Here is a 14186-nt window from a genome sequence, read left to right on the forward strand (position 1 = left end):
GCTACCCCCACCCGTGGCCAGGGTCAGTCGCCTACGAGCCGGTGCGCACCAGCTTGCCTTGCACGCCTTCGGCCAGCCAGTTCATCTGGAGGATCTGCGCGTCGGTCAGCGACGTGCCACGCGGGATCACGACATGGCCTTCGTTGTCGCGCACATCGGCCGCCGCGCGAAACGGCTGCAGCTTGCCGGCCGCGATGTCGCGCTGGCGCGCCAGCACCTCGTCCTGCACCGCCTTGGGCACCTTGGAACCGAAGTCGCCGACGCGGATCATCCCCTCCTTGACGCCGCCCCAGACCGAGCCGCTCTTCCAGCTACCGTCCAGCACCGCGCGGGCGCGCTCCGTGTAGTAGCCGCCCCACTGGTGCGTTACGGCGACGATCTGCGCATCGGGCGCGACACGGCGCATGTCGGAGTGGTAGGCCACGGCCATCCGGCCGCGTTCCTGCGCGGCGGCCATCACGGCGGTGGAGCCGGTGTGGAAGGCGATCACGTCGACGTCCTGGTTGAACAGCGTCATGGCCGCGTCGCGCTCCTTCGGCGGATCGAACCAGGCGTCGAGCCAGATCACCTTGACCTGCGCTTTCGGATCCACCGAGCGCATGCCGAGCGTGAAGGCGTTGATGCCCTGCAGCACCTCGGGAATCGGGAAGCCCGCGACGTAGCCCGCGACGTGCGTCTTCGTCATGCGGCCGGCCGCGATGCCCGCGAGGTAGCGGCCTTCGTAGTAGCGCGCGTTCGCCACGGCCACGTTGGGCGCGGTCTTGTAGCCGGTGACGGACTCGAACTTCACGTCCGGAAAGTCCTTCGCCACCTTCAGCGTCGGCTCCATGTAGCCGAAGCTGGGCGTGAAGATCAGCTTGTTGCCCTGCTGCGCCAGATCGCGGATCACGCGCTCGGCATCGGCACCCTCGGGCACGTTCTCGACGAAGGTGGTCTTGACCTTGCCCGGCAATGCGGCCTCGACGGCCTTGCGGCCTTCTTCATGCTGGCGCACCCAGCCGGCATCGGTGAGCGGCGCGACGTAGACGAAGCCGACCTTGAGCGGATCGGTCGCGGGCGCGGTGGTTTGTGAAAAAGCGGGCGACGAAAAGCAACAGGCAGCCGCAAGCGCGGCCACGAGGTTTTTGTACATGGTGTTCCTCTACATGGCCCCGGTAAAAAAAGAACGCGCTGCAGCCGGGACGCCTGCAACGCGGGCCGTATTTTAGGCGCTGCGTCGTGCGGCCGGCTTGCGCGCCTGCTGCTGCTCCTGCCGCATGGCCTGCATGAGCAGATCGGCCAGCAACGCGACCGGCGGCTCCGGCTGCGCCTGCGCGCGGTACAGCGAGAGCGCAATCGAGGGCAGCGCGGGCAGGCCCTGTGCCTTCGCGTCCAGCGCCTGCACGGTGGCCGGCACGCCGATCGGTGTGCGCAGCGTCAGGCCGAGCCCGGCCGAGGCCGCGGCCCACAATGCCGCGAGGCTCGCGCTCGAAAAGGCGTGCCGCCAGGCGATGCCCGCGCGATCGAGCGCCGTGGTGGCGATCTCCCGCAGCGGACACGGCGCATCGAGCAGCACCAGCGGCAGCGGCTCGGCGCCACGACGCCAGCCGCCCTGCTCGCGCGTGGGCCACCAGGCCGGCCGGTTCGCGGGATCGCCGGCCATGCCGATCCATTGCAGCGGCACTTCGAGCACGCGCTCGCCCTGCCGCACGGCCGCGCTGTCGCCCGCATCCCAGGCGAGCGCCAGATCGAGGCGGCCGAGCGCGAGCCGCTCCCGCAGGTCTGCGCTGCGGGCCACGCTGGCCTCGACGCGCACCTTGGGATGGGCGCGCGCAAAACGGCCCAGCACGGCCGGCAACAGGCTTTCGCCGAAGTCCTCCTGCAGGCCCAGCCGCACCCAGCCCTGCAGATCCGCGCCGCGCATCGCTGCCGCCGCCTCGTCGTTGAGTTCGAGCAGGCGATGCGCATAGGCCAGCATGGTCTGGCCGGCGTCGGTGAGTTCGAGCCCGCGCCCGGCCTTGCGGAACAACGCCGTGCCGGCCTGCGCCTCGAGCTTCTTGAGTTGCGCGCTCACGGCCGAGGTGGAACGGCCGAGCCGGTCGGCGGCACGGGCATAGCTGCCGAGTGCCATGCCGGTGGAAAAGCTGCGCAGCACATCGAGGTCGAACATCACCTGGGTCATCTTCATCATCCTGTTTTTCGGGACTATCAGATGATTATTTTCTGATTTTCAAAACCCTTGCAAGCGCAGAGACTGGCGCTCATGTCGCAAAGTACCCTCGCCTTTTCTCCCGTCGCCGCACCTCGCCACCGCTGGAAAGTGCTGGCCGCCGGCGTGGCGGCGAACGCCGCTTTCTCGGTCGCCTTCAGCGGCATCCCCATGACGGCCGTTCTCATGCGTTCGGGCTACCAGCTCGACAACGCCACGCTCGGCCTGGTGCTGGGCCTGATGGGCCTGGGCATCGCGGTCAGCGAATTGCCCTGGGGTCTGCTGACCGATCGGTGGGGCGACCGGCCGGTTCTGCTCACCGGCCTGGGTGCAACCGCACTGGCACTGGTGGCGATGGCACTGTGGGCCGCGCCGACGGCGCAGCACATCCCCGCGCTGAGCTGGCTGGCCGGCGGATTGCTCCTGGTTGGCTTGCTGGGTGGCAGCGTCAACGGCGCGAGCGGCCGCGCCGTGATGACCTGGTTTGCCGACGGCGAGCGCGGGCTCGCCATGAGCATCCGCCAGACCGCCGTTCCGCTCGGCGGCGCGATCGGCGCGCTGGTGTTGCCGTTCCTGGCGCTGCACTGGGGCTTTGCGGCGCTCTATGGCGTGCTGGCCGCGCTGTGCGCGGCGAGCGCCCTGCTCTGCCTTGCGTGGGTGCACGAGCCCCCATCGGCAAACAGGGCGCCTGCTGCGCGCGCGGCGGCCGGCGCACGCGCAGGGCCGCTGCGCGATCCGCGCGTCTGGCGCATCGTGGCCGGCATCGGCATCCTGTGCGCGCCGCAGTTCGCGGTGTTGTCTTTCGGCACCGTGTTCCTGCACGACTTCGGGCACGCGGGCCTCGCCACGATCACGGCGACCATGGTGGTGGTGCAGGCCGGCGCCATGGCGATGCGCGTATGGAGCGGCCGGTGGACGGATCGCCACCGAAACCGGCCGGCCTACCTGCGCGCTTGCGCGCTCCTCAGCGTGCTGCTGTTTGCCGGGCTCGGCGCAGTCGCCTGGAGCGGCGGAGAGAACGTCGCGGGCTCATGGCCGCTGCGCGCACTGCTGGTCGGGCTGCTTGCGGCCTGCGGAATCTGCGTCTCGGCCTGGCACGGCGTGGCTTACACCGAACTCGCCACGCTGGCCGGTGCCGCGCGCGCCGGCACCGCGCTCGGCATGGCCAACACCAGCGTGTTTGCCGTCTGCTTCATCACGCCGTTTTCGATCCCGCACCTGCTTGCCTTCCAGGGCTGGCCGCTGGTCTGGTGCGCGGCGAGCGCCTGCGCGCTGGTGGCGCTGCCCCTGCTGGTGCCGAAGGCCGCGCTGCCCGAACCTCAGGCAAAGGTTTCGAACGCGGCGTTGAGGCGGTCGACGTAAGCGCGTTTGGCCGAGGCCTCGATGAAACTGCCCTCGAAGCTGTTGGCGGCGAGCTGCCACGCCTGCTGCGCCGTGAGGCCCGTGGCCGCGAAGGTCTGCACGAAGTTCTCGTTCATGTAGCCGCCGAAGTAGGCCGGGTCGTCGGAGTTCACCGTGGCGACCAGGCCGGCGTCGAGCAAGGCGCCGAGGTTGTGCTGGGCCAGATCGGGGAACACGCAGAGCTTGAGGTTGGACAGCGGGCAGACGGTCAGCGGGATCCTGTCCTGCGCCAATCGCTTCATCAATGCCGCGTCCTTGGTGGCCTGCACGCCGTGGTCGATGCGCTCGACCTTGAGCACATCGAGCGCACTCCACACGTACGCGGGCGGGCCCTCTTCGCCAGCGTGCGCCACCAGGTGCAAGCCCAGTGCGCGGCAGCGCGCGAACACGCGCGCAAAACGCTCGGGCGGATTGCCGACCTCGCTCGAATCGAGCCCGACGCCGATGAATTTGTCGCGGTACGGCAGCGCCTGCTCCAGCGTCTCGAAGGCATCCTCTTCGCTCAGGTGCCTCAGGAAGCACAGGATCAGCGCGGCGCCGAGGCCGAGCTTCGCCCTGGCATCGACGCAGGCGCGGTGCAGCCCGTCGATCACCGTCTTGATGTCGACGCCGCGCGCGGTGTGCGTCTGCGGGTCGAAGAACATCTCGCAGTGCACCACGTTGTCGGCCGCGGCGCGCTCGAGGTAGGCCCAGGCCATGTCGTAGAAGTCCTGCTCCTTCAGCAACACGCTGGCGCCGGCGTAGTAGATGTCCAGAAAGCTCTGCAGGTTGGTGAAGGCGTAGGCGCGGCGCAGATCCTCCACGCCGGCGTAGGGAATGGTCACGCCGTTGCGCTGCGCGAGCGCGAAGATCAGCTCGGGCTCGAGCGAGCCTTCGATGTGCATGTGCAGTTCGGCCTTGGGCATGGCGCGCAGCAGGGCGGGCAGGCGATCGGCGGAAATCCTGTCGAAGGCGGGGCGGTGGTCGGTCATGGCGGGGAAATCTGCGTTGTGATGCCGCAAAGCATAAGCGCAGCCACCCCGGTGTGATGCACGAGAAGGGCTTCGCGGCAGTTGCCGGACGTGCGCAGTTCCGCTACTGTCTGGCAAGCTACATCGCCGAAGACCGGATAAACGCTGGCCCCCCATGGCGTACCGCTCCTCGCACCGGTGTCGCGGAGGCTCCCATGCCGCTGTTCCTGATTGAGCGCCACTTTGCCGAAAAACTCGACCTCACCGCCGACGGCATCGCCGCGATTTCGAAGATCAACGGCGAGACGGGGGTCAACTGGCTGTTCTCATTCCTGAGTGCAGACAAGCGCAAGACCTACTGCCTGTACGAAGCGAAGGATCCCGAAGCGATCCGGGAGGCGGCACGCCGTGCAAACGTGCCGGCCGACGTGATCATCGAAGTGCAGCAGATCTTTGGGGCTGATCCCCGGGTTCTTGCGCCGCTGGCCTGATCGGGCACCACGCCCCGGCCGGTGCCGTCTTCGCGGCAGTGGTCAGAACTGACTATTCCCCCGCAATGGAACGGTGCGTACAACTGCGGCGTGGCTTCATGTTCATTCGAACGTGCCACCCAACAGGAGAAACGCCATGCCGAGCCCCGACGCAATTGCCCAACTTTCCTCCGTGCTGCGCGGCCGTATCGTGCAGCCCGGCGAGTCCGACTACGACACCGCGCGCAAGGTCTACAACGCGATGATCGACCGGCATCCGAGGCTCATCGTGTATTGCCGCGATGTCGCCGATGTCATGCACTGCGTCAACTTTGCACGCGAACAGTCGATGCTGCTGGCCGTTCGCGGCGGCGGCCACAACGGCGGCGGCCTCGGGACCTGCGACGAGGGGCTGGTGATCGACCTGTCGCTCCTCAGGGGCATTCGTGTCGATGCGGCGGCGCGCACCGTGCGGGTCGAAGGCGGCTGCACCTGGGGCGACGTGGACCACGCGACCCATGCGTTCGGCATGGCCACGCCAAGCGGCATCATCGGTACCACCGGCGTTGGCGGTCTCACGCTCGGCGGCGGCCTCGGTCACCTGACGCGCAAATGCGGCCTGAGCGTCGACAACCTGCTCGAAGCCGATGTGGTGTTGGCCGATGGCAGCCTGGTTCGCGCCAGCGCGGAAACGAACCCGGATCTGCTCTGGGCGCTGCGGGGCGGCGGCGGCAATTTCGGCGTGGTGACGTCCTTCCTGTTCAAGCTGCATCCGGTGGACACGGTGGTCGCCGGCCCGACCTTCTGGCCGCTCGAGAGCGCCGGCGAGGTCATGCGCTGGTATCGCGATTTCATCGTCTCCGCACCGGAGGATCTGAATGGCTTCTTTGCCTTCCTGACGGTACCGCCGGTCGAGCCCTTTCCGCAGGCGCTGCATGGCCAGGCCGTGTGCGGCGTGGTGTGGTGCTACACGGGCGCGCCGGAAGATGCCGATGCGGCGTTCAAGCCCGTGCGTGAGTTCGGCTCGCCGTTGATGCACGGTGTGCAGCCGATGCCCTTCCCGGCCTTGCAAGGTGCATTCGACGCGCTGTATCCGCCGGGACACCAGTGGTATTGGCGCGCCGACTTCGTCAATGAACTGTCGGACGCTGCCATCGCCGAGCATCAGCGCTTCGGCGCAAAGATGCCAACGCCGCAATCGACGATGCACCTGTACCCGATCGACGGCGCAGCGCATCGCGTCAAGTCGTCCGACACCCCGTTTTCGTATCGGGACGCGACCTGGGCCGAGGTCATTGTCGGCGTCAGCCCCGACCCGCAGGATGCAGCGACGATCAGCTCCTGGACCAAGGGCTACTGGGACGCATTGCACCCGTATTCGGCCGGCGGCGCCTACGTGAACATGATGATGGACGAAGGCGATGAGCGCATCCGCGCGTCCTATCGCGACAACTACCCGCGGCTGGCGAAAGTCAAGCGCCAGTACGACCCGAACAACCTGTTCCGCGTCAACCAGAACATCCGCCCGGAATGACCCCACGCTACTTCAGCAGGCCTTCGCGGCTGGCATAGGCCGCGGCCTCGGTTCGGTTGGCGGTGTAGGTCTTCTCAAGGATGCTGCGCACGTGGTTGGCGACGGTGTTCGGGCTGATCGTCAGCACCTGGCCGATCTCGCGGTTGTTGCGTCCGATTGCCATCAGGCGAAGCACGCCGACTTCGCGCTCGGTCAGTCCACAGGGGAAGGCCGGCCGCGGCGCGGCGATGGCTGCGGTCAGCGCGGTGATGCGCGGCGTCAAGGCATCCATGCCCAGCGCGGTGCTCTCGGCCAATGCGCCGGCAAGCACCGTGCGTGCCCGATCGAGATCGCCGGCGGACGCACGCCGCTGCAGCATTACGGCATACGCGTAGCGGCTGTGCGCCAGCCAGACGCGCCAACCCGTTCTGTGATCCATCGCCAGCGCGGCTTCGAAGTGGCGCTCGGCCACTTCCCACTGCCCCATCACGGTCGCCAATCGACCCAGCAACCGGTCGGCCGAGCCCAGGCAAGGCCCGCCCGAATCAGCCACGAGGTTGGTGCCGGCATGGCCCTTCAGCAACGGGTACAGCAGCGCTGCTCGCTCGGCGTCGTCGAGGTAGACACTGACTTCGGCGGCGAACATGGTGATCGTCATCGTGCTGGCGTCCGTCGGCGCAGCCAGGGCCCGGTTCCAGGGCAGGCTTTCGAATTGCGCCTGGCACTCGGGCCGCATGTCCAGTTCTGCATACAGGAGGGCCAGCCCGGGCTGCCAGATCTGCGCCTTGGGCGTGGTTCCCACGAAGTGCTGCAGCAGCGGCAGTGCCTCGCGCAGCCGGCCTTGCTCGCGCCGCAGGCAGAACATCTGCATGCCATAGGCACCCACCGCCAGGTGCTCGGCGACGCGCCGACCGAGTTCCAGCGCCTCGGTGGCCCAGGCCTCGGCTTCGGCGAAGCGGCCTTCGTTGATGGCCACCAATGCCTCGATGCATCGGCAGACGGCCCGGTCGCGCAGCGAGCCCGACTGTTCCGAAAGGCGCAGGCCTTGTTCCCTCACGCGCGTCAGCAAGCGGATGTCGCCAACGCCGATGAGATCGAGCAGGAAGTACGACAACAAATCCTGGTTGAGCAGCGGCTGCTTCAGCGCCTCGGCGATGCCCCACGCTTCGCGGGCGGCCGCCAGGCGCTGGTGCAGCAGGCCGGGCCAGTAGATGCCCGAGGCGATCGAGGCCAGGGCCAGGCGAAGCCCGCTCATGTCGCCGATCTTCCGCGCGAGTGCGACGGCACGGTGGTGGGCCTCTTTCGCCTCGTCCGCGCGGGCGCAATAGACATGTGCCCGACACAGGCAGCCCAGCAGTTCCACCCGCAACGGGTCTTCCGCCTGGTGCAGCGCGATCGCCTCCAGCAGCAGAACCACCGCCGGCTCGCCGAACCGGGCTGCGACGACACTGCTTTTTTCGAAACCGACGGCGGCCTGCGCAAACAGCGCGGCGAGGCCCTGGCTGCGCGCGAGTTCGGCCGCCTCCTGGTAGGTCGCGCGTGCCTGTTCACCGGCCCCAAGCAACAACTCGACTTTGCCCAGATCCAGCAGCAAGCCGCAGCGCTGGCCGGCATCGCTGGCGAAATGCGCCTGCTGCAGCTGCAGCGCCAGTTGGTAGAGGCGCACGGCTTCCTCGAAGGCGAGCAGTTGTCCCGCGTGCTCGGCCGCCTGCTTCGCATAGGCCAGCGCCTTGACCGCTGCACCGCCGGGTCCGGCCTCGCTGAAGTGGTAGGCCAGCTGCGGCAACACCGTGTAGTCGGCGGTGCCATAACGCCGCTCGAGTATTTCTCCAATGCGAAGATGCAGGCGCGCACGGCGCAGGCCCAGCATTTCGTCATACACAGACTCGCGGATCAAGGCGTGGCTGAAGCGAAACTGGTGCGTCTGCGGCACCGGCTCGATCAGGTGCACGGCCAGTGCTTCTTCGAGCGCCAGCAACACTTCGTCTTCGGACTTGTCGGCCTCCAGCTGCGCCAACAGATCCAGATCGAAACTTCGGCCGATACATGCAGCGAGCGACAACAACCTGCCGGCCGACACGGACAGGCGGTTCAGCCGCTTGCCGATGACTTCGCGCACGCCGGTCGGAATTGTGACCAGCAGGCGCGGGTCGTCGATGAACGATCCCAAGGCCTGCGGCGCGCGCGTCTCCTTCATCAACCGCAGCAGCTCTTCGAGATACAGCGGATGCCCTTCGGTGCGCGCGTGAATCGCACTCAGGAAGTTGGCACTCGCAGGGCCTCCACCGGCGCCCACCACGAACTCCTCGGTTTCCCGGTGGTTCAGACCGGTCAATTCGACTCGCTGAAATGCCGGCGAGCGCGCGAGTTCCGCCAGGGTGTCGAACAGCGGATGCTGGCGCGACAGTTCGGTATCCCGGTAGGTTCCCACCACCAGCAAGGCGCTGTCTTCGAGCTCCGCGGCCAAGAACGCGAACAGGCGCAGCGAGGTCGCGTCGGCCCAATGCAGGTCTTCGAAGACCAGCATCTGCGGCCCTTGCTGCGCGGCGCGGCGCCAGAACCCGGCGACGGCGTCGAACAGGCGGAAGCGCGACTGCGCGGTGTCTCCCGCTTCGGCGTTGGGTTGGGGTGCAGAGGACTGCGCGGCCAGCTCGGGAACAATGCTTGCGATGTCGGCCAGTCCCACGCCGAGCGTCCGGGCCGGATCGGCATCGCCACTGCGACGCAGATAGCCGCGGATCAATTGCCGCCACGGCCAGTACAGCGGCGCGCCGGGCTCTTCGAGACAGCGCCCCCACACGACGGACACGCCATCCTGCTCCGCTCGCGCGGCCATCTGCTGCACCAGGCGCGTCTTGCCGATGCCGCCCGAGCCGGCCAGCAGAACGACCTGCCCGCGTCCCTGGCGGGCATTTGCAAGCGCGCTGGTGAGGAGCCCCATTTCCTGCTGACGGCCAACGAACAGACTCGACGGACGTGACGCTGGGTATGGTGCTGCCGATGCCGACACGGCGGCATCAGCAGCAAGGATCGCTGTGAGCCCATGTCTGACGGCAGGTTCGTTCAACGCAGTGCTCCGGGTGGGAGGTGCAAGCGCACGCATGAAGTATCTGCGTCGTCGCGCGCCCGGTCAAACGGCGGGCACCGGGAAGAGGACGGAGTCGAGGCGTGGCCGGAGTGGTGTTTGACTGGCATGATGACGAAACAAGCGAGGTACAGCCATGACTGATCACGGCGAGAACTGGGAAGAGGCTGCAAAACCCATTTCTGCGAAACCGCAATAGCGCCGATTCGCAGAGGGTTCAGATGCTTCCCATCGTCATTGCGCTCATAACGACGGTCATCCTGCTCGTCTGGATGGGTTTTTTCATGATGGGCTCGCTGCCACTTCTGGTGCTCAAGCACGACACCCCGCTGGACTCGCGCTTCATCCGGGGCCTGTTCAACGTCTACTACGTTGCCGTGATGCTGACGGCGAGCGCGGCGGCACTCAGCTATGCCTGGTGCGGCAAGCCCGCCTTCGCCTTTGGTATGGGCTTCATCGCAGCCCTGGCGTTCGCGCTGCGCCGCTGGATCGTCATCCCGCGCATGGACGTCCTGCGTCACACGATCCCAGCCGCCGACACCTCGATCTTCCGGTTTCGCCAGCTTCACATCGCCGGGATGATGCTCAACATGGTGCAGTTGGGTACTGTGGCCTGGGCCTTGACGCAATTGGCTCTATGACCCGAGCGGCGGGTGCCAGCTGGCCACGCCGTCCTTCGGCTCATGCGACCGGCGGCAAGCGATCCAGTAGCTTGTCAAGTGTGATCGGGTAGTTGCGCACTCGAGCGCCGGTCGCGTTGTAGACGGCATTGGCTACTGCAGCCGCCACGCCGCACATCCCCAGTTCGCCTACGCCCTTTGCCTTCATCGGAGATGAGATCGGATCCGTCTCATCCAGGAAGATCACCTCCTGATGGGGGATGTCGGCGTGCACCGGCACCTCGTAACCCGCCAGGTCGTGGTTGACGAAAAAGCCATGCCGCTTGTCGAGCGCCAGCTCCTCCATCAGCGCCCCTCCGACGCCCATCGTCATGGCACCGATCACCTGGCTGCGGGCGGACTTGGGATTCAGGATGCGCCCGGCAGCACAAACCGCAAGCATGCGCCGTACACGGATCTCGCCGGTGGCGGCGTCGACACCGACCTCGACGAAATGTGCACCGAAGGTGGACTGCTGGTACTTCTTGTCGAGGTCGCCGAACTCGATGCTGTCCTCGGCCACCAAGCCGCCTGCGCCTGCCGCTTCAGCCAGGGGCACCGCACGCCCGCCTGCACGCACCATGCCATCCGAGAACTCCGCGTCGGCCGGGGCAAGACCCAATTTGTTCACCACGGCTTCGCGCAGCTTCATGCACGCGGCATAGACACCCGAGGTCGAACTGTTGCCGCCCCACTGCCCGCCGGAGCCGGCCGAGACCGGATGTGCCGAGTCGCCCAGCCTCACGAGAACCCTGTTGAGCGGCACCCCCATGGTTTCGGCAGCGGTTTGCGCAATGATGGTGTACGAGCCCGTCCCGATATCGGTCATGTCGGTCTCCACCGTGACCATGCCTCGATTGTCCAGCCGCACGCGCGCGGCCGACGTCATGACAAGGTTGTTGCGGAAGGCAGCGGCGACTCCCATCCCCACGAGCCAGCGTCCGTCGCGCTGCTGTGCCGGTGCCGCGCTGCGCTTGCTCCAGCCGAAGCGCTCGGCGCCTGTGCGCAGGCATTCGATCAGTTTGCGTTGGGAATAGGGGCGCTCCGGCTTCTCTGGATCGACCTGTGTGTCGTTGAGCACGCGAAACTCGACCGGGTCGAGTCGCAGCTTCTCCGCCATCTCGTCCATGGCGATCTCCAGCGCCATCAAGCCCGGCGCCTCGCCTGGTGCACGCATGGCATTGCCTTCCGGCAAGTCCAGTACGGCCAGTCGCGTGGTCGTCAGACGGTTTGCGCCCGCATACAGCAGCCGGGTCTGGTTGACCGCCGTCTCCGCCTGTCCGCCGGGCAGGTCACCAGACCAGCCTTCGTGGGCGATGGCGGTGATCTTGCCGTCCCTCGCGGCGCCGATGCGGATGCGCTGGACGGTCGCCGGCCGGTGCGTGGTGTTGTTCATCATCAAGGGTCGCGGCAGTGCAACCTTCACCGGCCGCCGGGCTGCCCGCGCGCCCAGCGCGGCAAGCACCGCATCGGCTCGCACGAACAGCTTGCCGCCAAAGCCACCGCCGATGAAGGGCGAGACCAAGCGGACATTCGCCTTGGGAATGCCGAGCGTCTTGGCGACATCGCCGACGCCCCAGGCGATCATCTGGTTCGATGTCCAGATGGTTAGCTTGTCGCCCTGCCACTGCGCAATCGAGGCGTGCGGTTCCATCATGGCGTGCGACTCGTCGGGCGTCGTGTAGGTTGCATCGAACTGCACCGCGGCGGCCGCGAACGCGCCCGCGAAATCTCCGGTTTTCGTTTGCGGCTCGCCCGCAAACGGATTGGCTGCCGGCATCTGCGCTGCACCCATCTCTGCGCTCAGGTCGAAGCGCCCTGGTGCACGCGTGTACTCGATGCGCACCAACTGCGCCGCAGCACGCGCCTGCTCGAAGGTATGGGCCACGACGAGCGCCACGGCCTGGTGGTAGTGGTCTATCTCCGGCCCGCCCAGCAGCTTGGCCGTATTGAAGTCACCCTTGCCCAGCTTGCCGGCATTGCGCGCAGTGACGATGGCCAGGACGCCCGGTGCCGCGCGGGCAGCACTCAGATCCATCGAGGCGATGCGGCCTTTCGCGATACCGGCGCCCACCACGTAGCCATAGGCGGCATTGGGCGCCTCGGCGTTGCGTTCGTAGGTGTAGCGTGCGGTGCCCGTGGTTTTTACCGGCCCATCGATCCGATCCGTCGGCTTGCCGATGATCTTGAGCTGGTCGATCGGGTTGGTCGTGGCGGGGGTGTCGAATTTCATGATGATCAGCTCCTCGCTTGCAGCAGGGCCGCAGCCAGCGCGCGCTCGGCCAACGGCAACTTGAATGCGTTCTCGTGGGTTGGCTGCGCGCCGGCCAGCAACTGCGCGGTCACCGCCTTGGCACCCTGCGGCATCGCGGCTTCGGCAGCCTCCAGGCGCCACGGCTTGTGGGCCACGCCGCCCAGTGCCACCCGGCCCGACCCGTCACGCTGCACGATCGCCGCGACGGAAACGAGGGCGAAGGCATAGGAGGCACGGTCGCGGATCTTGCGGTAGATCTGCGTGCCACCGATGGGCTTCGGGAGCGTGACGCCGGTGATCAGTTCATCCCTCTCCAGCGCGGTCTCGATGTGCGGCGTGTTGCCGGGCAGGCGATGGAAGTCGGCAATCGGGATCACGCGGGTGCGCCCATCGGGGCGCACGGTTTCGACCGCCGCGTCCAGCACGCGCATCGCAACGGCCATGTCACCCGGATTCGTCGCGATGCAGGATTGGCTCGTGCCCACCACCGCATGCTGGCGAGTGACGCCGCCGATGGCGCTGCAACCGCTGCCGGGCCGGCGCTTGTTGCAGGGCTGGTCCGTGTCATAGAAGTAGGGGCAGCGCGTGCGCTGCAGCAGGTTGCCTGCGGTCGTGGCCTTGTTGCGCAACTGGCCCGAGGCGCCAGCCAGCAGCGCGCGGGACAGCACGCCGTAGTCGCGGCGCACACGCTCGTCGGCCGCCAGGTCGGTGTTGCGCACCAAGGCGCCGATGCGCAAGCCGCCTTCGGCCGTCGGTTCGATCTTGTCCAGCGCAAGACCGTTCACGTCGACCAGGTGCGTCGGCGCTTCGATCTGCAGCTTCATCAGGTCCAGCAGATTGGTGCCGCCGGCAATGAACTTGGCGCCCGGACTCCGCGCGACAGCCGCCGCAGCCTGTGCCGGGGAATGCGCGCGCTCATAGGTAAACGGCTTCATGTTCTGCTCCCCGCCACTTCGGTGATGGCATCGACGATGTTGGAGTAGGCGCCGCAGCGGCAGATGTTGCCGCTCATGCGCTCGCGCAGCTCTTCGGCCGACAGGATGGGCCGTGCAGTGAGATCGGCGGTCACGTGGCTCGGAACACCGCGCTTGACCTCGTCGAGCACGGCGACCGCCGAGCAGATCTGGCCGGGCGTGCAGTAGCCGCACTGGTAGCCATCATGCTTGACGAATGCGGCCTGCAGCGGGTGCATGTTCTGCGGGGTCCCAAGTCCTTCGATGGTGGTGATCTGCCCGCCCTCATGCATGACGGCGAGCGTCAGGCAGGAATTGATCCGCCTTCCATCGGCGATGACCGTACAGGCCCCGCACTGGCCGTGGTCGCAGCCCTTCTTGGTGCCGCTCAGGTGCAGATGTTCGCGCAACGCATCGAGCAGGGTGGTGCGCGTATCGAGTTCGAGCGCATGGGCTTGGCCGTTGACGTTCAGCGAGACCTTCATCAGCGGCACGGCCGATGCAGATGCCGCGGCGGGCGCTGCCGCAACGGGCGCCGTTGACGAAACCGCCGCGGCGGTGGCGGCGCTGACGATGAGAGCGTCGCGTCGCGAGATCAAGTGAGGCGTGGGACTGTCCATGTCTGCTCCTGTTGTTCGAGGTTCGGGTATTTCGGCGATCACTGCTGATATCGCGAGCCCATAGCGCTGGCAATAGGCGAATGGCTGCTGTTG

General features: G+C 67.2%; 11 protein-coding genes. 4 read left to right on the top strand and 7 right to left on the bottom strand.

Translation table 11 applies throughout. From position 1 onward, the window contains the following. Positions 1–31: 31 nt before the first annotated feature. On the bottom strand, positions 32–1132 hold the full coding sequence (locus QTI05_RS02055; RefSeq protein ID WP_286622722.1) for a BMP family ABC transporter substrate-binding protein: 1101 nt from the start codon (positions 1130–1132) through the stop codon (positions 32–34). A gap of 72 nt (positions 1133–1204) precedes the next feature. Beyond that, positions 1205–2161 (bottom strand): LysR substrate-binding domain-containing protein, encoded by a 957-nt coding sequence (locus QTI05_RS02060; protein WP_286623330.1) that lies wholly within the window; start codon positions 2159–2161, stop codon positions 1205–1207. Positions 2162–2242: 81 nt separating this feature from the next. Here QTI05_RS02060 and QTI05_RS02065 point away from each other — a divergent pair, with 81 nt between their 5' ends. Then, positions 2243–3550 carry an MFS transporter gene (locus QTI05_RS02065; RefSeq protein WP_286622723.1) on the top strand — a complete coding sequence of 436 codons (1308 nt, stop codon included), beginning with the start codon at positions 2243–2245 and terminating at the stop codon, positions 3548–3550. Here the strand turns inward: QTI05_RS02065 and QTI05_RS02070 are convergent. Continuing rightward, a complete protein-coding gene (locus tag QTI05_RS02070; RefSeq protein ID WP_286622724.1) occupies positions 3508–4560 on the bottom strand; it encodes an adenosine deaminase in 1053 nt (350 codons plus the stop codon). The two genes, QTI05_RS02065 and QTI05_RS02070, sit on opposite strands and share 43 nt — an antisense overlap. A gap of 194 nt (positions 4561–4754) precedes the next feature. Here QTI05_RS02070 and QTI05_RS02075 point away from each other — a divergent pair, with 194 nt between their 5' ends. Next, on the top strand, positions 4755–5030 hold the full coding sequence (locus QTI05_RS02075) for a DUF4242 domain-containing protein (protein WP_286622725.1): 276 nt from the start codon (positions 4755–4757) through the stop codon (positions 5028–5030). A 136-nt stretch (positions 5031–5166) separates the two neighbouring features. After that, positions 5167–6543, top strand: a complete 1377-nt coding sequence (locus QTI05_RS02080) for an FAD-binding oxidoreductase (RefSeq protein WP_286622726.1) — start codon at positions 5167–5169, stop codon at positions 6541–6543. Positions 6544–6550: 7 nt separating this feature from the next. Here QTI05_RS02080 and QTI05_RS02085 read toward each other — a convergent pair whose 3' ends face one another. Then, entirely contained in the window at positions 6551–9625 is a 3075-nt protein-coding gene (locus QTI05_RS02085) for a helix-turn-helix transcriptional regulator (RefSeq protein ID WP_286622727.1), read from the bottom strand. Positions 9626–9828: 203 nt separating this feature from the next. Between QTI05_RS02085 and QTI05_RS02090 the strand changes: the two genes are divergently transcribed. Beyond that, the gene (locus QTI05_RS02090; protein WP_286622728.1) at positions 9829–10248 is read left to right on the top strand and encodes a hypothetical protein; all 420 of its coding nucleotides are present in this window, start codon (positions 9829–9831) and stop codon (positions 10246–10248) included. A 40-nt stretch (positions 10249–10288) separates the two neighbouring features. On the opposite strand, the gene paoC is transcribed toward QTI05_RS02090, so the two are convergent. From paoC to paoA, 3 genes are read right to left on the bottom strand one after another with little or no spacing between them, the layout of a single operon-like run. Next, positions 10289–12499: an aldehyde oxidoreductase molybdenum-binding subunit PaoC gene (gene paoC / locus QTI05_RS02095; protein ID WP_286622729.1), complete on the bottom strand. Its 2211-nt coding sequence runs from the start codon at positions 12497–12499 to the stop codon at positions 10289–10291. A 5-nt stretch (positions 12500–12504) separates the two neighbouring features. Beyond that, the gene (locus QTI05_RS02100; protein ID WP_286622730.1) at positions 12505–13455 is read right to left on the bottom strand and encodes an FAD binding domain-containing protein; all 951 of its coding nucleotides are present in this window, start codon (positions 13453–13455) and stop codon (positions 12505–12507) included. Then, a complete protein-coding gene (gene paoA / locus QTI05_RS02105; protein WP_286623332.1) occupies positions 13452–14093 on the bottom strand; it encodes an aldehyde dehydrogenase iron-sulfur subunit PaoA in 642 nt (213 codons plus the stop codon). Before paoA ends, QTI05_RS02100 begins: the two co-directional genes overlap by 4 nt. Between the last annotated feature and the right edge of the window lie 93 nt (positions 14094–14186).

It is taken from the genome of Variovorax fucosicus (genome assembly GCF_030316825.1).
Lineage (GTDB): Bacteria > Pseudomonadota > Gammaproteobacteria > Burkholderiales > Burkholderiaceae_C > Variovorax > Variovorax fucosicus.

Coding starts and splice junctions, on each gene's coding strand:
- QTI05_RS02065 (WP_286622723.1), top strand. CDS start 2,243: ATGTCGCAAAGTACCCTCGCCTTTTCTCCCGTCGCCGCACCTCGCCAC.
- QTI05_RS02055 (WP_286622722.1), bottom strand. CDS start 1,132: ATGTACAAAAACCTCGTGGCCGCGCTTGCGGCTGCCTGTTGCTTTTCG.
- QTI05_RS02075 (WP_286622725.1), top strand. CDS start 4,755: ATGCCGCTGTTCCTGATTGAGCGCCACTTTGCCGAAAAACTCGACCTC.
- QTI05_RS02085 (WP_286622727.1), bottom strand. CDS start 9,625: ATGCGTGCGCTTGCACCTCCCACCCGGAGCACTGCGTTGAACGAACCT.
- QTI05_RS02100 (WP_286622730.1), bottom strand. CDS start 13,455: ATGAAGCCGTTTACCTATGAGCGCGCGCATTCCCCGGCACAGGCTGCG.
- paoA (WP_286623332.1), bottom strand. CDS start 14,093: ATGGACAGTCCCACGCCTCACTTGATCTCGCGACGCGACGCTCTCATC.
- QTI05_RS02080 (WP_286622726.1), top strand. CDS start 5,167: ATGCCGAGCCCCGACGCAATTGCCCAACTTTCCTCCGTGCTGCGCGGC.
- QTI05_RS02090 (WP_286622728.1), top strand. CDS start 9,829: ATGCTTCCCATCGTCATTGCGCTCATAACGACGGTCATCCTGCTCGTC.
- QTI05_RS02070 (WP_286622724.1), bottom strand. CDS start 4,560: ATGACCGACCACCGCCCCGCCTTCGACAGGATTTCCGCCGATCGCCTG.
- paoC (WP_286622729.1), bottom strand. CDS start 12,499: ATGAAATTCGACACCCCCGCCACGACCAACCCGATCGACCAGCTCAAG.
- QTI05_RS02060 (WP_286623330.1), bottom strand. CDS start 2,161: ATGACCCAGGTGATGTTCGACCTCGATGTGCTGCGCAGCTTTTCCACC.